Here is a 24,168-nt window from a genome sequence, read left to right as displayed (position 1 = left end):
CGCAATTCTGCTTGTAAGTAAAAAAGCCCTTATATTCGCATTGCTCAATATAAGGGCGGAGGCGAAAAGTTGGAATATTGTCCTTTCCGCCCTTCTAAGTATGATGGCACATGTTAAAACTAAACAACTTAGGAAGTTGGATCGTAGAGATCAGCATCGTGGACAGTGATCCAGTCGATCTGTCTGTAACCTACTCCTGCCATCGTTTGGTTCACTTCCAATACTTCCAGTGCTGGTGCTTGCCATTCCTTTTTTTCCATTTGCATCGTGTTCACCTCCTCTCGTGAGTCAACTGATTAATGAACCTGTAACCCGGTTCATATCGCTACGCCCACTAGCTACATCAGAACTTTCGGATGAATCGATACACGATCAGGCTATGCATCATCAACCGCAAGTCGGGGTGGGAAGCGAGCTCCGGCCGAGGGTTTGGAAAATTCGCAAGTGCGGACTTGATTCGCTCTGTGTTCAATATGCCAGCGACCCGGCTGTCAGAACATAACGCACGCAATTCGGCAGTAAAATCACCCCAATTGGGAATCATGCGGTGCAACCAATCCGCGGGCTGAACACCGCGCACTCGCTGGTTTAACCTCACTTTGTCAGGCAGCTCAGGCGATGTAGCCCTCCGAATCAAAGCACGGTCCGTTCCTTGATTAACATATTGTTCAATCGGTACAGACAGACAGAAACGAATCACTCTTGCGTCACTCGTAGGATCACGCTCCCACGCCCGATAACGAAGGGAGCATTTGGTGGCGACAGCACCATTTTTGTTCGCAATGGCCAGGTTGTTGAATTTCTCTGCCCGTACTTTGAGCGCATCTGCCTGCGCACCACCTTGCAGAACGATAATTGATTTGAGCCGATCCAATACGCCTGTTCTTCTAGCAAACTCCGGATGGATTAATTGCACCGATGCGGCTTGGGCAGCTCCCTTTGACATGGATTTAAACAATTCCGGATACGCTTTACGGCCCGTAATTTTGGCAATTCGTGAGAACTTCATCCCGGTTCGTTCACTGTACTGCTGCATTTCCCGTAGCCACCGGAACCAGCGTCCGCTTTTTAGCAAACTGGCGTAATAATCTAGTGCTGGGCCCCAGGAGACCGTGAAGTTACCCCGGGCTCCAGTCAGTAGAATGCCTGCATCCTGCTGGCTCGCTTTTTCATAAAAACCACGAATCCAGAAGGAATTCTCAAAGTATTTATAAGGCATTTCCATAATATCAAGCCAGGTGTCCACTTCACTAAGTGGGCTTCTTCCCTCAAAATCAAGATAATTCTCTGTGATATTACCCACATGATTAACCGTAGACTGGATAAACGGTCGTTCATCTGCTAACAGTGTTTTCGATGTATAATCCGTGAAGTCAGGCACCGGAACATAGCTATACGCATTTAACGTTTTTCCCTGTCTCCGCAGTGTTCCTGAGGCAAATCCAACCACAGCTCCGGAATCCAGCCCTCCGCTTAAAGCAGCAGCCACCTGTCGATGCGTTCGCAAACGCGATCCAACAGCTTGACCAAATACCTCGCGGAATGCTTCTACATATTCCCCATCGGACTTGAGCCGTAGAGTCTCCACTTCGTCCCAGCGATGATATTGTTTCTGTTCCAGCCTTCCATCCCTGAAGCTAAGCGTATGGGCAGGGGGCAGCTGGCTCACTCCGCGATAGACGGTAGAATGGATATCTGCTGAGTCATGCATGTCGGGAATGGCAAGAAATTCGGACAACCAGATCTCATCCAGTTCTTTATGTACACCTTCCAATTGCAGCAACGGATTCATTAAGGTACAGAAGGCAAACCGCTCACCATCATGCCGAAAATAAAAGGATCTCATGCCCGTAATATCTCTGGCAGCGAAGAGTCTACGCTTGCGATCATCCCAGATTGCGAAAGCGAAATCGCCAAGCAGTTTCTCTGCCATATGTTCATCCCACCGCTGATAAGCTCGCAAGATCAGTTCACTATCCGACAATCCGGCTAACTCCGCCCTCGATATGGACAGTTGATCTGCCAGCTGCTCCCGATTATCCAAAATGGCATCCGCCGTGATAGTCAGACCACTCACTTCATCATATAAGGGCAATTGCTCGTTGACCGACTCCGGCGTAATCCACTGGGCGTGGCAGCTTAGAAAAGCTTCATTGCCTTTCCATACTCCCGTTGTATCCGCCGGAACGTGGCCCAGACTGGCATATAAGCGCCAGCTGTCCTCCCATAACGCTTGCTGACCATCGGTGTGAACAATTCCTGCTATAGCGCTCATGACTTTCCTCCCCGGAGTATCTTGCGCTGTGAAGCCCAGGCGCTTATCTGGTTCCCAAACGGAATCAAGGATTTGATACGCTGAATCTTGCTGTGAGCAGACGCAAGCTGTACCTTCAACCGTTCCCGCTCATTGTACCCTCGCTCCAGCCGATTATCGGCTGCACGTAATGCGGCTTCCAACTGCCTGATTGTTGCCAGTGCGGCCAGTGTCGGGTCAATTGCATCGGGTTCATTCGCTGCCTGATTATCCCTGTTTTCATCTGGAGTATTGCTCACTAGGTCTACAGGCTGCATCCGGTAACCTTGCTGCCAGCTGCTGCCCGTTGCTTCGGAGAATTGACGCGTTAGCTTGGATATGACTTCCTCATCCGGGCCAGCTTCGTAACGTACACCCGTCCATCGCTCGGCTTCTTCGAGCTGTTCACTGTAGCCCATCCGATGGAACAGATCTGCGCCTATCACTCGGCAATAGAATTCAACTTCCTGTGGATCGAGTATTTTTTTCCAGTTGTTAACAGAATCTTGATGAGCTTCCTGATGCGAGGACAGAAATGGATCACCGACACCCATACTATAGAACATATTGGACTTTGTACTGTCCACAAAGCGTCCATATTGCTCAATTCCCTCTTCATATCCGATGCCAAGAAAACCGCATAGCTTTTCCATTTCGTCCCGAGGGTTGGAGACAAGTTGTTCGTACTGAACTTCATAGGCATTCGTGTGTTTGTCCGCAAAATAATCGTTCAAACGGAGCATACCCAGTGTGAGATCAACTGCTTTCATATTAAGGTTCGGACTCTGCAAGCTGCGAATCAGTTCGAATCCTTCTCCTGTATGGCGGTTTACCTTTTTGTAGGAAGCAGCTATGGCAAGGGGGTTACGCTGGAGATGAATGCGCTTGGACTGTGGAAACAGGCGATCAAGCCATTCCAGCATATAATAGTAACGAGGAGATTTATCTACGATGAAGTCTGCCCCACTCCCCTCCAGAAATCCGTTATAGATTTCAAGAGCAAAGCTTCTGCACGCCTTCTCAAAACCTTCGTCTGATACCATAGCGCTGTAAAACTGACGGATAATTGCACTTCCACCATAGGGGCGGGAATCAGCCTTCTGCAAATCTACAAGATTCATCAGAAACCACATCTCCTGTGTGGCAAATACACGGCTGTGATTTTGCAGCATCACGGTGGATAGCGAACTTCCACTGCGAGGTACACATAGTAGTAAGACAAGTCCGTTACCATGAACATCTACCAATGGCAGCCTCTCCTCTGTAAAATTAAAATAAGCATGCAGTTGGTATAGCTCTTTATATCAAAATCCGCTAATAATCCTACTTGGGAATAGGTAATATGGATGATGTACTTTCGACAATTTTTAGATACGATATGTATTCATACTTTTACTCTATGATACAAAATGTATCATGTCAATCTTTTATTTTCACCTTTTCATAATATCTTTCTATCCACTCTATTCTGTTCTCTGTCGTTTAAGCACTTATACTTATTCTATGACCCTCAACATCTATAACTGTTGCATAAACATGAAAAAGCTCCAGAGCAGTTTACGAATAAACAGGCCCACGGAGCTACTATTATTAATGATGAACATTCTATAAAAGGTTAATAACTACTCATCCAGTCGATCTTGCCTCTGAGCTTTTCCCCGATATGGGACGATGCATCCATCCCTGCCCTTCTTCCTGATCCGCCTGAATCGCATCCGACATCCCCTGCTGCACTTTCACAGTCACTAGCACTGCAATCCCCACAGCGAAAAAGAAAATTAGAGACAGAATCCCCCAACGGGTTGACCCTGTTAATTGGCCTACCCAACCAAATACAAACGGCCCAAAAATGGAAGAAAATTTGCCTGTAATATTCACAAATCCAAAATACTCTCCAGTTCTGCCAGCAGGCATCAAATTGCTAAACAAAGAACGCGCTGTCGATTGACTTACGCCCTGCACTACGCCAACCAGCCCAGCGAGCAGATAAAAATGGATGGCAGATGTCATGAAATATCCTAAGATAACGATGCATATGTAAATGGACAAGCTTATCATCAACACCTGCTTCGCGCCCCAACGCTGTGCCCATGCCCCCAGCAGCAATGTACAAGGAAATCCGATAAACTGGGTCAGTAACAAAGCAAGCATCAGATCTGCTGTCCCGATCCCAATGCTTGTTCCATAAATCGTTGCCATCAGGATAATCGTGTTAATGCCATCATTGAAAAACCAGAAAGCAACCAGCATGCGCATCAGCTGCGGAAAACGCCGGATCTGGCGAAAAGTTTGGCCAAGTCTGCGCACGCCCACACCGGCATATGCTTTCCATGACTTGGGCATGTCCGGTGCTGCAGGACGGCGTGGTGCATGGCGGAATAACGGAATGGAAAATACCAACCACCACAACGCTACGGAGATAAAAGCAAGTCTTGTTCCCGCAAGTGTGCTCGCCATCCCAAACCACCCAGGCTGCTGAATCATGAGCATATTGATCGCAAGCAACAATCCTCCACCAATATAACCATAAGCATAGCCTTTAGAGGAGACCATATCTCTTCGGTCCGCTGATACCAGATCAGGCAGCATCGCATCATAGAACGTGTTACCACCCGCAAAACCGATTGTCGAAATGACCAGCAGTGCAGAAGCGAGCAGCCAGTCTCCCTCCCCAATGAAGCTGAATCCGAGTGTTGCAACGATGCCAATGATGGAGAATACTCGCAGAAAATCACCTTTGCGCCCCGATAAATCCGCTAATGTCCCCAGCAAAGGGGTTAACAGCGCTACACATAACATGCCGATGGAATGGGTGTACGCCAGATATGATGCTGCAGTATCTGTATCCAGTGTAGCTGCAGCCACGGAAGCGTAGAAGACGGGAAGAACGGCTGCAAGTACCGTCGTCGCATAGGCCGAGTTGGCCCAATCATACATAATCCATGCCTTAACTGCCCGTTTATTCAAATGGGATCCTTCCTTTGCACACATCCCTCTGAGGGATGCCAAGTAAACACCTGTCCCTATTGTAAAGGAAGTTCGTCACACTTGTTCATCGTTTCTGTAAAAAAGTTCCGGACGATCTGTACAATTTTAGTTGATCCCGGAAGGCAAACTCGCGTAATTGTATCATTTTATCTACTCACGCATCACATATCGTCCCCGCCCGTGAATATACTTAATTACCGACAGGCCAAACTGTGCCGCGTAATCAATGGGGGGTGCCTACATGTCAAATTCACACCAGCCTTACTCGTTCGTCGTATCCCGGGAAGATTGGTCGCTTCACCGCAAAGGGTACCAGGACCAGCAACGCCATCAGCAAAAGGTTAAAGATGTCATCAAGCAGAATCTGCCTGATTTGATTACTGAAGAAAACATCATTATGTCCGATGGACAACAAATCATCAAGGTACCAATCCGCAGTCTGGATGAGTACCGTTTTGTGTATAACTACCAAAAGCAAAAACATGTGGGGCAGGGAGACGGTGACAGTCAGGTCGGGGATGTCATTGGTCGTGATCCCGCTTCGAAGAAACCAGGCAAAGGTGAAAAGGCCGGAGATCAGCCCGGGCATGACATTGTTGAAGCCGAGGTGAGCATCGAGGAATTGGAAGATATGCTTTTTGCGGAACTGGAGCTTCCGGATCTGAAGCAAAAAGACAAGGATCAGATTGAGACACATACAGTGGTATTCAACGATATTCGCAAAAAAGGCATGCAGTCCAATATTGACAAGAAACGCACCATATTGGAGAACTTGCGCCGCAACGCCACTACCGGCAAACCGGGTATTCACCATATCAGTCCAGATGATCTGCGTTACAAGACGTGGGAAGACAAAATTATTCCACAGTCCAATGCAGTCATTATCGCCATGATGGACACTTCCGGGTCCATGGGCTCCTTTGAGAAATATTGCGCACGCAGCTTTTTCTTCTGGATGACCCGTTTCCTCCGCCGTCAGTATGAGAAGGTTGAGATTGTTTTCCTCGCCCATCATACCGAAGCCAAGGAAGTGACCGAGGAGGAATTTTTCACCCGCGGCGAAAGTGGAGGCACCATCTGCTCCTCTGTATATATGAAGGCACTGGAAATTATTGATAGTCGTTATCCACCTTCCAGCTACAACATCTACCCTTTCCACTTCTCGGACGGAGATAACCTGACCTCAGATAATGAGCGGTGTGTCAAACTGATTGGTGAATTGATGAAGCGCAGCAACATGTTTGGATATGGCGAGGTGAACCAATACAACCGCAGCAGCACACTGATGTCCGCCTATCGTCATATCAAGATCGACCAGTTCATGTATTATGTGATCAAAGAAAAAGGCGAAGTGTACAAAGCTTTGCGCAGCTTTTTCCAGAAACGGGAAGGAGGCAGCGTAAGATGACAGATGAAATCCGCGACCTTGAATACGCCATTGCCGAGATTATGGAGATTGCCGATGGATTCGGCCTGGATTATTATCCGATGCGTTATGAAATATGCCCTGCCGATATCATCTATACCTTTGGAGCGTATGGTATGCCGACCCGGTTCAGTCACTGGAGCTTCGGGAAAACTTTTCATAAAATGAAGATGCAATATGATTTTGGACTCAGTAAAATTTATGAGCTCGTAATCAATTCCAACCCTTGTTACGCCTTCCTGCTGGATGGCAACTCGCTGATCCAGAACAAGCTGATTGTCGCACACGTGCTGGCTCACTGCGATTTTTTCAAAAACAATGCTCGCTTCTCCAAGTCGAATCGTAATATGGTGGAGAGCATGGCCGCGACGGCTGATCGGATCAGCAACTATGAGATGGAATATGGTACAGAGGCTGTTGAAGCGTTTATCGATGCCGTTATTGCGATTCAGGAACATGTTGATCCACAGTTGATCAAACCCCGCCATTTGGACAAACAACGTTATATGGAGATGAAAATGCGGGAGCAGCGTGGGGAGAAAACGCCAAAGCCGGAAGGTCGCTATGATGACTTGTGGTCCCTTGATGATACCCAGCCCGAGGAAACACCTGCGGAGGGAATACAAGTGCATCACTTCCCACCAGAACCGGAAAAGGATGTCATGTGGTTTATCCAGGAATTTTCCGAAGTGTTGACTGATTGGCAGCGGGATATTATGAGTATGATGCGTGAGGAAATGCTCTATTTCTGGCCGCAGATGGAAACGAAAATTATGAATGAAGGCTGGGCCTCCTACTGGCATCAACGTATTATACGGGAGCTGGACCTGAACAGTGAGGATACGATTGAATTTGCCAAACTGAACTCTTCCGTCGTGCAGCCATCCAAGCAAAGTTTGAATCCCTACTATTTAGGGCTGAAAATATTCGAAGATATTGAACGTCGCTGGGATAACCCGTCCCGCGAAGAAAGAGAACGTTTTGGGCGTCAACCAGGGCAGGGTCGTGCCAAAATGTTTGAGGTACGCGAATTCGATTCCGATACCTCATTTATCCGCAACTACATGACCAAGCAATTAACCGAAGACCTCGACCTCTACGTATTCGAGAAAAAGGGCCCGGACTGGAAAATTACCGACAAGTCCTGGCAAAACATACGGGATCAGCTTGTATTTTCACGCATCAACGGTGGTTCTCCGTATCTCGTCGTTCAGGACGCCGATTACCTGCGCACCGGAGAACTCGTGCTCAAGCATCAATACGAGGGCATCGAGCTGGATCTGAAGTATATGGAACGGACCCTGCCTTATCTGTACCGCCTTTGGGGGCGTACCGTCCATGTGGAAACACGGGTGGAAGATAAACCGATCTGGTTCACATATGATGGCAAGAAGCACCACCGCAAGTTTTTATCATAAGAACACAAAAAAGCGGCAAGTCCCTGGCATAAGGCGGGGACTTGCCGCTTGGCATTTCAGTGAACTTAGAGAATCGATGGAGTTCCATGCAGCCGCAGTGGCACAAAAAAGTCATGCTCCACTTCGCTTGCCGGCAATGGACGACTGAAATAATATCCCTGAATTTCGCGGCAATCATTTTGCATCAGAATATCCAGCTGTCCTTTCGTCTCGATCCCTTCCGCGATCACTTCCATCTTCAGATTTTGAGCCATCGATATGATCGTGGCCACAATCGCCTGATCACTCCGGCTCTCCGTAATATCCGTCACGAAGGAACGGTCAATCTTTAACTTATGAATTGGAAAATGCTTCAAATAACTCAGCGAGCTATATCCTGTCCCGAAATCATCCAGGCTGATTTTGACTCCAAGCGCTGTAAGTTCATTCAGAATACCTGTGGATACGGATGCATCCATCATCATGCTCTCTGTAATTTCCAATTCAAGATAGCGGGCATCGAGGCCCGTCTCCGTGAGTGCATTTTTGACCTGCTCCACTAGGTTGGATTGATGAAACTGCTGACTAGACAAGTTAACGGATACCGGAATGAGTGGACCGCCACTGGCATGCCAAAGTTTCATCTGTCTGCACGCTTCGCGCAATGTCCAGTTCCCGATCTCATAGATCAGGCCTGTCTCCTCAGCTAGTGGAATGAACACATTCGGAGACAGAACGCCTTTGTCTGGATGATTCCAGCGAATCAAAGCCTCCACGCCGATCATACGGCTGTCTTCTGTACGTATCTGGGGTTGATAATACAAGACCAGCTCATCTCGTTCCAGTGCCTTGCGCAAATACCCTTCCAGTTCAATTCGTTCATACAGCTCCGAATCCAGTTGGGCCGTGTAAAACTGAAAACCGTTCTTGCCGTTTTTCTTGACTTCATACATGGCAGAGTCTGCATGCTTCAACAACGCATCCGCTCCTGTTCCATGATACGGATACATTGCGATCCCGATGCTGGCTGTAACGTAAAAGTCATTTTCCTTTAATCGATAAGGTAGCTGAATCGCTCGAACAATCCGTTCGGCCAGTTCGGCCACCCGTTCTTCATTCCCCTGCTCATTGGTAACAACCAGTGTGAATTCATCGCCCCCCATACGAGCAAGCATGACATTATCCGTCGCGTTCGGGTCTGAATCTTGGATTGCACTCATAATTCTGCTGCTCACTTCTCGAAGAAACATATCTCCAATGGAATGTCCCAGAGAGTCATTAATCATTTTGAAACGGTCAATATCCATCACCATAACCGCAAATGAACTTCCTGCTGCCCCCGAAGTCGCGATCGTGCTCTCCAGCACATCATCCAGCTTGCGTCGATTAGGGAGCCCGGTCAGCGGATCATGCAGAGCCTGATGGCGGATGCTTTCCTGAGCCTGTTTCTCCTCGGTGACGTCTTTAATCAGGATATGGCTTCCCTGATGTTTACCATCAATCAGTACAGGTACTACAGCGATACTTAGATCAAGAAGATTTCCCTGAACGTTTTTCATTTTGCCCATGAAATGCTGCTGCTCACGGCTATCATCATCCCATTCCACATGATGCATTTCACTTGCCCAATGAATATCAACATGCTGTGAAATCTCATCAATAGAATGATGTATGATCTCTCTTTCCTGGTATCCTGTAATACGTGTGACTGCAGCATTAATCCCCTTGATAGCCCCTTGCTTATCCACCGAAATAATGGCATCTGAATGGTTTTCGTACAAGGCTTGATACCACTGTTCATTTTCATGAATCCGGCGATCCTTCTGAGTTAGACGCTGATTAATAAAGATACCGAACAAGGTCAACCCTAATGCAATAAAAGTACCCGCTGCGATCAGATACGCAAGAAGTGAAGGCTCAATCTGCATCCCCGAACCAGCCATTGCATCATGTGCATGATGAAATTGTGCAGCTGACATCCCCGTATAATGCATTCCCGAGATGCCCAGCCCCATAATGAGTCCGCTACCCATCTTGTACACCCATGTATAACGTGACTGATGCTGCCGGAAGAAAAACATGAGCCACAAGGCAGCAAATGAAGCTAAAGCTGCGATCAGGATGGATAACAACACTATGCCTGGTTCATATGTGATGGTAACCGACATGGCAGCCATTCCGATGTAATGCATGCTGCTAATGCCTGCGGTCATGAGCACCCCTGCGATCAGGAGCTTGCTTATTTTACCTGACTGCTGACCTGCAATATTTAACGCAACACCAGATGCAATGATTGCAAGCAGAACGGATAGAAAGACCTCACCTGTGGAATACGACACATGCATAGGAAGAACAAAAGCCAGCATGCCCACAAAATGCATGGACCAAATTCCCAAACCCATAGAGACTGCGCCGCAGGTAAGCCAGACATTTCGGGACATGCCCTTAGCCAGACTTACTCGGCCCGCAAGGTCAAGCGCTGCATAAGAAGCCAACGCTGCAATAATGTAAGATAAAATAACCAGTTCTAAGTTGTACGTTCCATGTAGGTGCTCCACTCACTTTGTCCTTTCAACCGGGAAATGCCTTGTATGTATGCAAAATGTAAAAAAAAGCGAGTGCGCTGTCTGGATGACAGGCACTCCCTCCACATCATTTGTCTGGAGACCACCGACTTATTATAAAGCCAAAGTCATACATCTCTAACCCGTTAATATTGATGTATATAGTCTAAACGTCCCAGACGTGAAAATCAACACTTTTTTCCAGATAAAACGAATGTTTAATATTGTCGAATTCCCATTCACCACGCGCCTTGAAGGCGCTTATCCCTCCATGCCATCCTTTCCTCACCACCTTATTCACCTTGGACCAGTTTTGCCTTCTTGCGAACTTCTTCGGTCATCGTCTGTTCATAGCCCTTCACATCGAGCTTGTTGAATTCCTTCACATATTCATCCCAGACCTTGTTAAAGCCAGCCGGACTGGTGAGGACTAGTTTGGGTACATATTTCTTTTGCAAATCTGTACGTTTCTGTCCATAGATTTGGGCTGGGGAACCTTGATCAAAAGCAATGCTCCAAGCCGGGTACCATGGACGTTCATCCGGCGCAGCGAACAGTTGAGAGAACGTCTCCACGCCATACTTCTCCAGAATGAGCTTATCTCCATCCGTATAGGAGAATTGGGCAACTTCGGGTTGTCGTTCTACACCGACAGAATTACCGTCAGGCAGAGTCGATCCATTACCGTAACGCGGCCAGCTGTACTCAAAATATTTGAATCCGAACGATTGACGGAACTCATCTGAATCTGTTTTCCGGATCATTTCCGCAGAGCGCGTAAACCGCCCCTTGTCATCCACTTCGTAGGTTTCTCCTTCGATCCCCCAGTTGGACAGAATCTGATTCTCATCCGTTAATAGGTTATCGAAGAATTGGATGATACGGACCGGATCTTCTGCACTTACGGTAATGCCAATCCCCCGGTTATTAACAAAGCTCGGCGGATCAGTATACTGATCCTTGGTGTTTGCGTCATACACAATCGGCAGTGCCATATAACGCAAATCGTCATTACCGGCTTCCTTCAGATTGTTCATTTCCTGCCCTACCTGCCAGGCATAATCAAAGAATCCAAGCACTTTCCCACTGGTCACTTTCGCAAGATACTGGTCATAGTTATCGACAAAGGAGGACTTATCAAACAGCCCTAATGAATTCATTTCATTCAACTTCTGCATCCAGCGTTTGGTCTCTTCGGTAAGCCCATAGTCCTTGGCTTCCTGTGTCTGCATATCCACCATAATGGCTCCATCATTCGGATAACCTGCAAGGTGCATGGCCGGATTAGTGATCGTAAAAAATTTATCATCATACGTCAATGACAGGAATCCAGTCAATCCTTCATCCTTATGTTTGTCAGCGTATTGTTTAATCAGATCCATGTATTCATTCAGTGTGGTGATCTTTGGATATCCAGCCTCCTTTAATACACGACGCTGTACCCAGAAGGCACCTTGATCCACATTCGGATTAGGCAGATAGTTTCCAACCACTGCGCTCATGGGCAGAAAATAAATGTTGCCATCTTCCTCTTTCATCAGGTTGTAGTACGACTCATACACCCGTTTAATGTTGGGTCCATACTGATCAATCAGATCGTTGAGAGGAATAAATGCACCCGTATCCACGATTTTGTCAATAGCCCCGTCCGGGACCATCACATCCGGGTACTTGTTGCTTGCAATCATCGTTCCAATTTTGGTATTAATATCACCAACCAGGTATTCAATTTTGAAATTAACCCCGGTTTGTTCCTCCAGCTTTTTGCCGATTGTGGTTTCATTTGTATTGATGTCCTTGCCTGAACCCGCTTTAAAATACGAGAAAGTCACTTTCTCTGTGCTTACTTTGCCGTCTCCCCCCGCTCCAGCTTCCGGTTTAATCTCACTTCCTCCCCAGGAACAAGCCGTCACCATGGTTAAAGCTAATACTGCCGGCAGCCAGCGCTTCAGCATGTGATTAACCAATATGAACGCACCCTCTTTCCCCCCTCTAATGTAAGCACTTTCATTATAAGGTTAATGACAAACTTTGTTTACCGGATAAACTATAGGTTTATGCCTTAGAATGTTTAATGCTTTGGTGGATTGGATGAATCTTCAAGGGGTAAACCAATTTCCACACGTGTGCCTGCCCTAGGAGCGCTATCGATCTGAATATGGAACCGGCTATCGTAGATCAGCTTCAGACGATAGATGACATTCTGTACACCTACGCGATCACCCATAGCGTCTTCCGTTTTCACGTAAGAGAGCAGCTGCTTTCTTTTGTCCTCTGTCATACCTGCCCCGGAATCCTCCACCACACAGATCAGTTCTGTACCTGTTCGTCGAATACAAAGCCGAATTTCCCCGCCTTCCTTCAGTGGTTCGATACCATGAATGCTGGCATTTTCAACAAAAGGCAACAATGTCATCTTGGGAATGGAACAATCCGCAGCCTCTGGGTCCAGATCAATCGTATAATCCAGCTTGTGACCGAAACGATATTTCTGGATTTCAAGAAAACAGGTCACATACTCCAATTCCTCCCGTATGCTGACTTTATCCCGATTCCAGGTGAGGGCATTTCGAAAAATTTTAGCCATATGATAAATAATTCGTGCCGTCTCATCCTCATCTTTCATGAGGCTGCGCATACGGATGGTCTCCAGCGCATTAAACAAAAAGTGTGGATTAATCTGGCTCTGCAATGCATTTAATTGGGCATGCCGCCGCTGTAACTCCAAATTTTTATGTTGAATGTCTGCTACATAGACGTCGTTAATCAAACGATGGATCGTCATCATCATGCGATTGAATTCGGCTGTAAGCTGCCCAATCTCGTCCGACGATTCAGGCTGTCTGATCGGTTCAAATCGCTGATGCTTCACTTTTTCCATGTGTTTCAGTATTCGAGCCAGCCTCACGTGGATTGTGCGTGTCATCCAGATAATAATCCAGGTCGGCAGTATCAGATTGATACAGGCCAGCACAACGACAAGGTGACTGGGTTTGCCCAATTCCTTGTAAATTTCGGATTCATCAAACACTCCGTTGATTTTCCATCCCTCCATTTCACCGGACAATGGATAAGCCATTTCGAACTCTTTCTTACTTTGTTGATCCATGACATCACTATAATTCACGAGTTGACTGGACCATGGGATACCAGAATCCGTCGAGTAGTCTATTTGTCCAGCCGGATTAATCAGATACAGGTTGCCCTGTACATTAAGGTTGGTGAAAATCTGGCGAATCGTCGATGGCTTCAGATCCAATCGTATGAACTTTTCCTTCCACCCGGGCAGAGCTTCATAATAATTGAGTTTGCGTAAAATGCTGAACGTCTGCCGATTCCCTTCAGGACCGGATCTCATCAGAATGGGTGCGGAATGTTTACTGTTTGCCAGCAGCCTGTATGGCTCGGACTGTCGAACCTCTTCGGTTAGAAACTCAACTCCCCCGGAAGGCAGTACACTTTTGTTATCCACATATATCGTCAAACCTTGGAGGGAGCGGTAACCGGAGTAATAGGTATTCAGGATTTTGCGAAGATAAGAATCGTAGGCTTCGATATACTGAACCGGATTGGTGTAATTCACATCCAGCATGTCATTCAGTATACTATCCGTATAAAAGCTTGAGGAAAAATCGGCCGCATTGCGAATTTCCCCCATAAATTGACTTCGAATCTGTTCCATTCCTTTGGAGAGGTCAGCCATTCGCTGGGATTTTACGTTCGCTATAGTCACCTGATAGAAAATAACATTAGTTAGAATAACGGGTACGAGTACAAAGAAGAGATATAAGATCAGCATTTTATCGCGTAAGCGGATATTATTAAAAAAGTTGAGCTTCACGCTTTCATCTCCCTACCCTTCATCCATGATGCGATTTCGATATTCCGTAGGAGCGCATGATTCCTTTTTCTCAAATTGAGTCGCGAAATAATCACTGCTTCCAAACCCAACCCTCTCGGCAATTTCATATACTCGCATATCCGTCTGACGCAGCAGCTTCTTGGCTTCCTCCATCCGAAGTTGAAGCAGGAAGTCGTTGAAATACACGCCATACACCTTGCGGAAGCGTTGACCCAAATAGACCGGATTCATGTAAAATTCGGAGGCAATACTTCTCAAACTAATATTGCTGCTGTAGTTGGCTTCAATATAATGTTTGATTTTCGTCATGGCACCCCTGTGATTGTACTGACGCTGTTCCGCCAGCTTCCGCGCTGAATCCAGCATGAAAACCGTCAACAACTGTCTGGCCTCAGCCAACGTTCCCCGATCTGCTTGCCATGCCAAAATTAGCTTGAACGAAGGTATCTCTTTCACATTCGCCTCAGCCGATTTCAGAATCGATAGAACCGCTGAGATCAGTTGGTGGATTGCAGACGTCACTGCAACAGGAGCGTAATTGGCCGTTCTCATATCGGTGAACCATTCACCCATTGCATACTCTAACGCCTGAATCCGTTGTTCCTCCATAAGTGTCAGGAGCTCCTGCTCCTTTTCATGATCGATATGCACCCACTGTACAGACTCATGCAGCATGTCATCATACAGAACGATCCCACTCTTCTCTGAAATAAATTTATAGGAAATCGCCTTCAGTGCGGTTTGATAGGCATGTCCAATGAGTAAAGGTTCATAACAAACCTTCCCGATATATATGCATACAGAGTCATGACCCATTTCGGCGAAGCAGGATTGCATTTGCCCGGCAACCGCATGTAGATTCATTGAATAAGGGCGTAGATGTTCCGGAGTTAACAGAACTCCGATACGTTCGCCGTGCTCTTTTACATGCAGATATGAGCGATTTGCATACATCTTTCCAAGAACAGACTGCACAATCCGGCCAAAATTTTCTCCGTTCCTGGCCCCCGGCCCCTCCTCTTGAACAGTATCCGAAACCTGGAAATGTGGCGTGTTATTCTCAAACAGCAGATATGCCAGCGGATCGTTAGCACTTGTACCCGTCAGTTCAATCCATTGTTCAACCGTTTCCAAATCCGATTCGCCATAAATAAACTGATTAAGTAATCTGACGTATTCCTGCTCACGTCGGGTTTGTTCAGCATGCTTGCGCCGATTCAACTCCTCCGCCAACTTGCGTAAAGTCCCTTCCAGTTCAATCTCATCAATTGGCTTCAAAATATAATCCTGTACCCCGTACCTCACGGCCTGCTGGGCATAAGCAAAATCATTATATCCACTCACGATGATAAAATAGGGCTGTTTGCACTTATTTAGAACCTGCTCATTACGCTCAACCGTGCGCCGGATCAATTCCAGTCCATCCGTCTCCGGCATACGTATGTCCGTAATGACAACGTCAGGCTGTAGCTCTTCGATCCGGGTACTAGCCTCATCCCCATCATTCGCCTCTCCAGCCACTTCGAACCCGCATGCTTCCCAGCGGATCAGTTTTCTAAGTCCTTTTCGTGCGTATACTTCATCATCAACCAGCAGTACCCGATGCATGCCCATCACCCTTCCCTTTGAATGACAATTGCAGTGTCCCTATATTCATCAGTAAAGAAAGCGATTACATAAAATTTTGTATTATTCTGCCTTTTATTGTTAAGGTCTGTGTGGTAAAAAGTCAACAGCTTTTCCTGCAAGCATTGCACAACAACTTCTGATATCCGTTATTCCCCAAAAAGAAATGGCATACCAAAAAAGCACAGCCCATAGGCTGTGCTGGTTCGAAGACCTCTACGATTGCACAGGTGCAGTCGTTTGACGAATCACCAGATTGGATGGCTCCGTTATGACTGGTGGAGTATAAGCAGGATTTTCAATCATGGCGATCAGATATTCGATGGATTTGATTCCAATGGAATGAATGTTTTGATTAATTGTGGTCAACCCCGGTTTGAACACTTCCGCATAGTATGTGTTATCAAATCCAACAACAGATACATCCTCAGGCACCCGTAAACCATGCTTCTCAATTTCGTGGATCGCACCAAAAGCAGACATATCTGAAGCACAGACAATCCCCGTAGGCTGGTCCTTCAATGCAAGCAATCGGCGAGCTGCCTTACTGCCACCATCGAAAGAATAGTCACAGACCTCCAGATACACCGTTGAATATGGAATGCCGCAGACTCGCAAACCTTCCCGATATCCATCCAGTCGAAGATTCGCTACGGCAGGCCCAAGTGTACCTGAAATATAGGCAATTTTCTGGTGACCCAGTTCATGCAAATGCTTCACACTCATGGCAATGGCATTTGCATTATCCGTCGTTATGTATCCTGCCCGCTTGCCAAACAAGTCGGTATCAACGAACATCGTCGGAATCTCAGCAGTAACCAATTCCTGAATACTCTCGTTGTCTCTTCCTTCCCCGAATACAACAACGCCATCCACATTTCGGCTGCGGCAATGTTTAATAAACGAGTATGTCGGATCATCAAAACGTGTAGATAAGCGAACAAGATCGTATCCGCTGTTTTCCAGCGCTGTTTTGATTCCTTCAAGCAACTCCGATACAAACGGATTGGTAAAAGGAACCGTCAACAATACACCTACCGTCCAAGAACGGCGTTTTACAAGTCCACGTGCAACCACATTCGGTTGATATTTCAATAGTTCGATGGCTATATTGACTTTTTTGCGAGTTTTGTCACTTACATCGGGATAATCGTTCAGCACTTTGGAAACGGTTGCAACAGATACGCCCGCCTCTTTGGCCACATCATGGATAGAAGCCACCTGATCACCTCAACCTCTTTCAAATCCCCTGTCTCCGGCTGCATTCACTATAACATCGGCAGGTTTGTCTACCCATTATAGCTTAAAACAGCCAGAAACGGTATCTCAGCTTCCAGCCAGTATTACCGCCTATTCCTGTTGATCTAATTTCCTGAGATCAAGTGCCAGTTTCTCCATAGTGGTAGCAAAAACCGCAAGCTCTTCTGAACGGGATGCCTGACGCCTTGCTCCCGAAGCAGTGTGCTCTGACTCCTGTTGAACACTGCCCAGCTTCTTCATGATCTGTGCCAAGTTCGACTGAATTTTTCCTTGAGCTTCTCGGGAACTAGCCGCAAGCTTGCGAACCTCACTGGCAACCACCTCGAATCCCCGTCCAAATTCTCCTGCATGTGCAGCTTCAATGGCGGCATTCAAACCCACTAGATGACTCTGATCCGAGATTTCACGAATGATCTCACCCATTTTGCCAATCTGATGAATTTCCTTAGTCAGCTCTTCCAACAGTCCATTGGCCTGATCCTGAGAGGCAGCCGTTTCTCTGGCCACATCAGAGATCGCCTGAGCATTTTCGTTCAATTCACTAATCATGCCCGTCAACTGCTGGGTAATCTGCGTGATCGCCAGCAACGTATGCTGCTGATCTTCAGCGAGTTGATTTAATTTTTCCTTTTCCTTCTTCTCGTAAGCCTCCAATACAAGCTGTGAGTCGAGGTTGAACATTTTACTAAGGGCCTGAATGACCACATGCCAGCGTTCAGGAATGACTTGCTGGAATATGCTTGTTGCAATATCGAGATAAACCATATACGTGCCCAAGTAATAATCTTCGGACAAACCAATGCGGGAATGGACCAGTCCGATTGCAATGCGCTGTTCAATGTATGCATCATCAACTACACCATCGGTCATGGATAACCAGTATAGCTTTTGTGTTTCCTTCAAACGATCAATGGAAGAGAAGCGGGCAATCAGATCGACCAAATTCGGATAATTGCCCACATGATTGTAGAAGTGGTCCACCACTTCGTCCACGACTTTCTCAAAAGCAGGTCGATGATCAGCAAGCAATTGCAGATCTCCGGCGGTCAATCCAATATAATCAAGTTGTTGTTGTCTTGCTATAGCAATACTCATAACTAGTTCTGTCAGCTCCTTAATAACCACAAAAAATATTAAATTGTAAATATCTGTATCGATTATAGACTAAATGACCTAATTTAACATATACCATAAGAACTAATTTGTCATGGAATTGACCTTCTTTGTCAGTTTATTAGTCTTAATTGTACATCTCCCCCATATAAAAAGACCCCTGACCCTGCTGTGAAGGAGCCTCACAGCAGGCGTCAGGAGCCTGATCCGGAATGGTTCGTTGCAGATTAGCGATTCAACAGGCTGCCCACATAACGGAGCAGTTCATTCGCGCTGGCTGCGGTATATCCATGTTCTTCAATCAAACGTTTAATCACTTCATTCATTCGTTTCAGTTGCGTCGCATCTGGTGTCTTGGTTGAAGTTGTAATCTTCACAATATCCTTCAAGTCAGTGAACAGTTTCTTTTCAATAGCTTCACGCAAACGATCATGACTGCTGTATTCGAACTTCCGTTCCTTGCGGGAATAAGCCGAGATGCGGATCAATATCTCTTCCCTGAAAGCCTTTTTGGCATTTTCGGAAATACCGATCTGCTCCTCTATCGAACGCATCAAGCGCTCATCCGGGTCCATCTCCTCATCCGTCAGTGGATCACGAATTTTGGCCCAGTTGCAGAATGCCTCGATATTATCGAGGTAATTTTCGAACAGCGTTCTGGCCGACTCTTCGAACGAGTAGACAAATGCTTTCTGCACTTCCTTCTTCGCCAGCTCATCATATTCTTTCCTAGCCAGGGCAATAAAGTTCAGATAACGCTCACGTTCCTCTTTTGAAATCGAAGCATGCTGATCCAGACCATCCTTGATCGCCCGGAGAATATCCAGCGCGTTAATGCACTGAAGGTTTTGCTTAATCAAAGCACTGGATATCCGGTTGATGACATAACGCGGGTCAATGCCCGACATGCCTTCATCCAAATATTCATTTTGCATCTCACGCAGATCAGCTTCTTTGTACCCTTCGACTTCTTCACCGTCATACATCCGCATTTTTTTGACCAGATCCATGCCTTGTTTCTTCGTTTCTTTCAAGCGGGTAAGTATGGAGAAAATGGCTGCAGTCCGCAGGGCATGCGGTGCAATATGGACATGCTTCATATCACTTTGCTGAATGAGCTTGCCATAAATCTTCTCTTCCTCGGAGACCTTCAGGTTGTAGGGAATTGGCATGACGATCATCCGGGATTGCAAGGCTTCATTCTTTTTGTTGGAAATAAATGATTTGTACTCGGATTCATTCGTATGCGCCACAATCATTTCATCCGCACTGATCAAGGCAAATCGGCCTGCTTTAAAATTTCCTTCCTGCGTCAGTGATAACAGGTTCCACAGAAACTTCTCATCACATTTCAGCATTTCCTGAAATTCCATCAATCCACGGTTGGCCTTGTTCAATTCACCGTCAAAACGATAGGCGCGTGGATCGGACTCGGAGCCGAATTCAGTAATGGTTGAGAAGTCGATACTTCCCGTCAGATCGGCAATATCCTGGGATTTGGGATCGGATGGACTGAATGTTCCGATTCCCACCCGGTTATCCTCGGAAATGGTGACCCGTTCCACTCGCACCTTGCTAATATCACCGCCATATTCGGTCCGAAGACGCATCTGGCAGGATGGGCAGAGATTGCCCTCAATGCGGACACCGATCTCCTTTTCCACTTCGGGACGAAGCTCCAGCGGAATCAGATGCAAGGGCTCCTCATGCATTGGGCATCCGTCAATGGCGTATATAGCACCCTTCTCTGTGCGGGAGAATTGTTCAAGGCCACGTTTCAGCAGCGTTACCAGTGTTGACTTACCTCCGCTGACCGGACCCATAAGCAGCAGAATCCGTTTGCGAACATCCAGACGGCGTGCTGCCGAGTGGAAATATTCTTCCACCAGCTTTTCAATGGACCGATCTAGCCCAAAAATCTCCTGTTCAAAAAACTTGTACCGTTTGTGCCCCCCAACTTCTTCCACGCCAAATGATTCAATCATCTGGTACACTCGTGCGTGAGCCGTCATTGCCGGAGTCGGGTCCTCTCTCAGCAGTGCAATATAATCTTCAAATGTCCCGTTCCATGATAAACGGTCACTCTCTGCCCGATGTTCCGCAACGCGTTCAAAAATATTCATGCTTGGTACCTCCCATGGCTCCTTTAGTGTGATTGTCAACCATTCCGAATGGTATGAAGAAATCAATAGAATTACGGCTTGTGCTTGAATACCAATCTTGCGGTCCGGATTAGTCCCGCCACCCTCTGTCCAAACATCATGTATTGTTGTGAAAAGTGTATTACATACCTATGCGGCAAATCGGATAAGTTGACCTCTTTTTTTCGATCTGCAGGTCTTAATTTGAGGCTTTCCCTGTTCTATCAGACATCTTGTGCGCTCAGAAAAAAAAGAACGGATATGATATAATGAAGGTTCTAAATTCAGAAAACGGAACAATAGATGGCCAGAGACGAGCCACTTCAGGAAAGGAGCAGAAACGATGGCAGTAAAGTACGAAACCGAGTTATATTCGCCTGTAAAGGCTTTTTTCGAACGACGCGGCTACGACGTGAAGGCTGAAGTCAAACATTGTGACCTGGTTGGGGTCAAATCGGATCAGAATGAACCACTCATTGTGGAGATGAAAAAAACATTTAATCTGTCTCTGCTGTTACAGGGAATGCAGCGCCTGAAGCTCAGCCCCTTCGTGTATCTGGCAGTTGAGCGGAACCGCAGCAAGCGTGGTGCCGTGAACCAGCGCTGGGGCGAATTGACCGCACTGTGCAGACAACTTGGGCTAGGGCTTATCACCGTTACGTTCTACAAAACCAAATCACCTCTGATTGATGTGCTGTGCGAACCTGCTGCCCAAGCTCCTATGTCTGGTAGCGGCAGCACCGGTGTCCGTAAAGGCGGTATACGGCGGCAACGACTGCTGAAGGAATTCGACGAGCGAAGTGGTGACTACAACACAGGAGGAAGCACACGCAGGCAGCTGGTCACCGCTTACAGGGAAAAAGCATTACGTGTAGCTTCCGCCCTTCGCGCTCAGGGAGAAGCCTCCCCCGCCTCGATCAGTAAACAGACAAGTGTGGGTTCCGCTGCGGCCATTTTGCAAAAAAACTATTATGGCTGGTTCGAGCGCTTATCCCGTGGACGATATGTGCTGACGGTTAAGGGTGTGCAGGCACTAACTGAGCATGCTCACATGCTTGAGGATAATGATATGATTGAACGGAGTATAAATGAACTAGAAATGGATATTTCCTTGAATCAACATGACGACAGTGAGCTTGAGTTTATTGCGGAAGTAGCGGAGCCCTACCTGATCCATGGAAAGAATGACTGAGGCAACAGGTAACGTAGCTTCATGCAAAATGAAGATGCGAAAAAGCCCATCATCTCGAATGGAGATGATGGGCTTTTTCGTGTTTCTATATATTAGGCTATTAGAAGCTTGCTGCTACTTCGGAAGCCAATTTCAGACCTGCTGCTACGATCTCTTGGGAACGGTCAGGTGAAGCATTGTGGCCTTCAACGATAACCAGTTCAGGGTTTTGGATACCCCAGAAGTTCAGTACATTTGTTACATATTTAACGGACATTTCAGCGGATGCCATAGGCTCTACGGAGTAAACTCCGCCACGTGCGTTCAACAATGCCACTTTTTTGTCGCCTACCAGACCTACAGGGCCTTCAGCAGTGTATTTGAACATTTTTCCAGCTTGGCTCAGGTAGGAAATGTAGTTCACCAGTGGTGCTGGAACAGTGAAGTTCCACAGTGGGAATGCAAATACTACTTTGTCTGCTGCCAAGAATTGATCTTGCAATTGTGCTGCCAGTGCAGCTGCTTTTTGCTCTTCAGCAGTTGCTTCGATACCATTAGCGGCTTTGTATCCACCTGTAATTACAGTGTTGCCGTAGTAAGGAATATCTGTATTGTAGAGATCCAGTTCGGTAACTGTGTCACCTGGGTGGGATTCTTTGTATGCGCTCAAAAATGCATCGTACAATTGTACGCTGACTGCTTGATCTGCAGGACGGTCGTTTGCTTTGACAAATAAAATGTTAGACATGTTCGTTCCCCCGTTAGTTAAAATATATGAGTGCTTCTCCTGAACTTGCAATGATTGCAGCTTATATAAAGAAAACAACAACTCATTAATACATATTATATATAAAAATGTTAGTGGATGCAATAACGTAATTACTTTGGGGGTAACCTATTTGCTTCCAAATCCAATGCCTGGAACTTCTGTTGTCCCAGGTTCCAGGCATGAATTTGACCCTACATTCTTTCTTTTCTAAATCCGGTTTAGCTCCGGGCTGTAAACTCTGTTATGGACTCACTGATCAGATTCATGCCAAGCAGCAACTCATCCCGGCCCGGATGGCTGAAGTTCAACCGGATGTACCGATGATCCTGTTCACCCGTGGAGCAGAGGGAACCGGGAAGGAAGGACACCCCTTTTAACAGCGCTGCTTTGAGCAGAGCTCCGCTGTCCAATCCATCCGGTAACTGTACCCACAGATACATCCCCCCTTCAGGAATGCTATACTGACTGCCTTTCCAACCCGGGCGCTTCAACAATTCGAGCATAAGCTTGAGTCTGGTCTTATACTCCCTGTTCAGCATGGAGAGATGATCACTCCACTTAAAAGGAGAATGGGCAAGCAGTTGATACAATAACCGCTGATTCATGGGACTGGACTGTCCGTCTGCTATCCGTTTCACGGAGGCCATAGCCTGGATCAAGGCCGGATGTCCGGCAGCCCAACCTGTACGCAGGGCAGGTGCTACAGTTTTGCTAAACGAACCAATGTAGAGAACATGTCCACCCTGATCCGCTGTATCCAGCGCAAAGAGGGAAGGATATTTCCGGTAGAAGTCTGCTGGTTCCAATCCATCGAAATGAAGTTCACCATAGGAGTCATCTTCCACGAGCAGCACTCCGTAGCGTGAACACAGATCAAGCACAGCCTCACGCCGTTCCATACTCCAAAGCACGCCGGTTGGATTGGAAAAACTGGGTGCAGCAAAAAGCAGCTTCGGTCTCACCTGCTGCATGTGATGCTCCAAAAGGTCAGGCAAAATGCCATCCCCATCGCCTGTGACGGGCACGATTTTGGCACCTTGCATCTCCAGAACCTCGAGACAGCCTGGAGAGGTAGGATGCTCGACCAGTACGGAATCTCCAGGCTCAAGCAGCAAACGCATCACAAGATCGATGGCCTGCTGAGTCCCTGTGGTCAATAAAATCTGCTCCGGGACTGTCCGTATGCCCTTGCGAGCATTCCAATCATTGTCCAGCCATTCTCTCAACGGTCTGTACCCTGCCGGCTCGCCATACTGCAATGCGGAGGGTCCGGAACTAAATACAGACACCGCTGCTTCTTCCAGCAGTTTGAATGGAAACAGCTCCTCCGCAGGCAGTTCTTCTGCCAGAGAAATGAAATAATCCCGACCAGACATCTCACGTATGTCCCTCAGCGGTGATGTCAAAAGCCTGTTTGTACGGGAGGCGAAGAAATACTTCATCGGTCCGTTCCCCTTTCATCCCTAATCCGAACTGTGCTCGCAGTCCGTAGCCCCTACAACCTATTCCTGTTGGACACTGAATATGACCAGACCGGAAACTTGACGAGTCATCGTAT

The 24,168-nt window shown here is 47.0% G+C and carries 16 protein-coding genes; 3 read left to right on the top strand and 13 right to left on the bottom strand.

Annotated features, from left to right (window positions below):
* Positions 1-128: 128 nt before the first annotated feature.
* The 4 genes from A6049_RS32920 to A6049_RS08795 form a co-directional block, all read right to left on the bottom strand.
* Entirely contained in the window at positions 129-266 is a 138-nt protein-coding gene (locus A6049_RS32920; protein WP_175383968.1) for a paeninodin family lasso peptide, read from the bottom strand.
* Positions 267-343: 77 nt separating this feature from the next.
* Positions 344-2,275 carry an asparagine synthase-related protein gene (locus tag A6049_RS08805; protein WP_063564271.1) on the bottom strand — a complete coding sequence of 644 codons (1,932 nt, stop codon included), beginning with the start codon at positions 2,273-2,275 and terminating at the stop codon, positions 344-346.
* Entirely contained in the window at positions 2,272-3,540 is a 1,269-nt protein-coding gene (locus A6049_RS08800) for a sulfotransferase family protein (protein WP_063564270.1), read from the bottom strand. The genes A6049_RS08805 and A6049_RS08800 overlap by 4 nt, the downstream gene beginning before the upstream one ends.
* A 379-nt stretch (positions 3,541-3,919) precedes the next feature.
* Positions 3,920-5,260: an MFS transporter gene (locus A6049_RS08795; RefSeq protein WP_063564269.1), complete on the bottom strand. Its 1,341-nt coding sequence runs from the start codon at positions 5,258-5,260 to the stop codon at positions 3,920-3,922.
* 262 nt (positions 5,261-5,522) lie between these two features.
* Between A6049_RS08795 and yhbH the strand changes: the two genes are divergently transcribed.
* Together yhbH and A6049_RS08785 are read left to right on the top strand one after the other, a co-directional pair.
* Positions 5,523-6,689, top strand: coding sequence for a sporulation protein YhbH (gene yhbH / locus A6049_RS08790; protein ID WP_063564268.1), 1,167 nt, complete (start codon positions 5,523-5,525; stop codon positions 6,687-6,689).
* On the top strand, positions 6,686-8,125 hold the full coding sequence (locus tag A6049_RS08785) for a SpoVR family protein (protein WP_063564267.1): 1,440 nt from the start codon (positions 6,686-6,688) through the stop codon (positions 8,123-8,125). Before yhbH ends, A6049_RS08785 begins: the two co-directional genes overlap by 4 nt.
* A 65-nt stretch (positions 8,126-8,190) precedes the next feature.
* Here the strand turns inward: A6049_RS08785 and A6049_RS08780 are convergent, their stop codons facing one another.
* The 7 genes from A6049_RS08780 to A6049_RS08750 all read right to left on the bottom strand — a co-directional run bounded on the left by A6049_RS08780 (position 8,191) and on the right by A6049_RS08750 (position 20,652).
* Positions 8,191-10,662 carry a bifunctional diguanylate cyclase/phosphodiesterase gene (locus A6049_RS08780; RefSeq protein ID WP_063564266.1) on the bottom strand — a complete coding sequence of 824 codons (2,472 nt, stop codon included), beginning with the start codon at positions 10,660-10,662 and terminating at the stop codon, positions 8,191-8,193.
* 299 nt (positions 10,663-10,961) lie between these two features.
* A complete protein-coding gene (locus tag A6049_RS08775; RefSeq protein ID WP_063564265.1) occupies positions 10,962-12,623 on the bottom strand; it encodes an ABC transporter substrate-binding protein in 1,662 nt (553 codons plus the stop codon).
* Between the two features lie 116 nt (positions 12,624-12,739).
* Positions 12,740-14,509, bottom strand: coding sequence for a sensor histidine kinase (locus tag A6049_RS08770; RefSeq protein WP_342671815.1), 1,770 nt, complete (start codon positions 14,507-14,509; stop codon positions 12,740-12,742).
* Between the two features lie 12 nt (positions 14,510-14,521).
* Positions 14,522-16,138 carry a response regulator gene (locus tag A6049_RS08765; protein ID WP_205411999.1) on the bottom strand — a complete coding sequence of 539 codons (1,617 nt, stop codon included), beginning with the start codon at positions 16,136-16,138 and terminating at the stop codon, positions 14,522-14,524.
* Positions 16,139-16,372: 234 nt separating this feature from the next.
* Positions 16,373-17,377 carry a LacI family DNA-binding transcriptional regulator gene (locus A6049_RS08760; protein WP_063564263.1) on the bottom strand — a complete coding sequence of 335 codons (1,005 nt, stop codon included), beginning with the start codon at positions 17,375-17,377 and terminating at the stop codon, positions 16,373-16,375.
* A 129-nt stretch (positions 17,378-17,506) separates the two neighbouring features.
* Positions 17,507-18,511, bottom strand: coding sequence for a globin-coupled sensor protein (locus tag A6049_RS08755; RefSeq protein ID WP_063564262.1), 1,005 nt, complete (start codon positions 18,509-18,511; stop codon positions 17,507-17,509).
* Positions 18,512-18,756: 245 nt separating this feature from the next.
* The gene (locus A6049_RS08750) at positions 18,757-20,652 is read right to left on the bottom strand and encodes a PrkA family serine protein kinase (RefSeq protein WP_063564261.1); all 1,896 of its coding nucleotides are present in this window, start codon (positions 20,650-20,652) and stop codon (positions 18,757-18,759) included.
* A 361-nt stretch (positions 20,653-21,013) separates the two neighbouring features.
* Between A6049_RS08750 and A6049_RS08745 the strand changes: the two genes are divergently transcribed.
* Positions 21,014-21,862 (top strand): DUF2161 domain-containing phosphodiesterase, encoded by an 849-nt coding sequence (locus A6049_RS08745; RefSeq protein WP_063564260.1) that lies wholly within the window; start codon positions 21,014-21,016, stop codon positions 21,860-21,862.
* 100 nt (positions 21,863-21,962) lie between these two features.
* Here the strand turns inward: A6049_RS08745 and A6049_RS08740 are convergent, their stop codons facing one another.
* Both A6049_RS08740 and A6049_RS08735 read right to left on the bottom strand, forming a co-directional pair.
* Positions 21,963-22,589 (bottom strand): FMN-dependent NADH-azoreductase, encoded by a 627-nt coding sequence (locus tag A6049_RS08740; RefSeq protein ID WP_063564259.1) that lies wholly within the window; start codon positions 22,587-22,589, stop codon positions 21,963-21,965.
* 239 nt (positions 22,590-22,828) lie between these two features.
* The gene (locus A6049_RS08735; protein WP_063564258.1) at positions 22,829-24,052 is read right to left on the bottom strand and encodes an aminotransferase-like domain-containing protein; all 1,224 of its coding nucleotides are present in this window, start codon (positions 24,050-24,052) and stop codon (positions 22,829-22,831) included.
* Between the last annotated feature and the right edge of the window lie 116 nt (positions 24,053-24,168).

The sequence above is a fragment of the Paenibacillus sp. O199 genome (assembly GCF_001636635.1).
In the GTDB taxonomy this organism is placed as follows: Bacteria; Bacillota; Bacilli; order Paenibacillales; family Paenibacillaceae; genus Paenibacillus; species Paenibacillus marchantiae.
The sequence above is the reverse complement of the archived record's forward strand: the minus strand, read 5'-3'. Positions and strand labels throughout refer to the sequence as shown.

Excerpts from the sequence above, each read along its gene's own strand:
- A6049_RS32920 (WP_175383968.1), bottom strand. The coding sequence starts at position 266 with ATGCAAATGGAAAAAAAGGAATGGCAAGCACCAGCACTGGAAGTATTG.
- A6049_RS08805 (WP_063564271.1), bottom strand. The coding sequence starts at position 2,275 with ATGAGCGCTATAGCAGGAATTGTTCACACCGATGGTCAGCAAGCGTTA.
- yhbH (WP_063564268.1), top strand. The coding sequence starts at position 5,523 with ATGTCAAATTCACACCAGCCTTACTCGTTCGTCGTATCCCGGGAAGAT.
- A6049_RS08785 (WP_063564267.1), top strand. The coding sequence starts at position 6,686 with ATGACAGATGAAATCCGCGACCTTGAATACGCCATTGCCGAGATTATG.
- A6049_RS08775 (WP_063564265.1), bottom strand. The coding sequence starts at position 12,623 with ATGCTGAAGCGCTGGCTGCCGGCAGTATTAGCTTTAACCATGGTGACG.
- A6049_RS08765 (WP_205411999.1), bottom strand. The coding sequence starts at position 16,138 with ATGCATCGGGTACTGCTGGTTGATGATGAAGTATACGCACGAAAAGGA.
- A6049_RS08755 (WP_063564262.1), bottom strand. The coding sequence starts at position 18,511 with ATGAGTATTGCTATAGCAAGACAACAACAACTTGATTATATTGGATTG.
- A6049_RS08750 (WP_063564261.1), bottom strand. The coding sequence starts at position 20,652 with ATGAATATTTTTGAACGCGTTGCGGAACATCGGGCAGAGAGTGACCGT.
- A6049_RS08745 (WP_063564260.1), top strand. The coding sequence starts at position 21,014 with ATGGCAGTAAAGTACGAAACCGAGTTATATTCGCCTGTAAAGGCTTTT.
- A6049_RS08740 (WP_063564259.1), bottom strand. The coding sequence starts at position 22,589 with ATGTCTAACATTTTATTTGTCAAAGCAAACGACCGTCCTGCAGATCAA.
- A6049_RS08735 (WP_063564258.1), bottom strand. The coding sequence starts at position 24,052 with ATGAAGTATTTCTTCGCCTCCCGTACAAACAGGCTTTTGACATCACCG.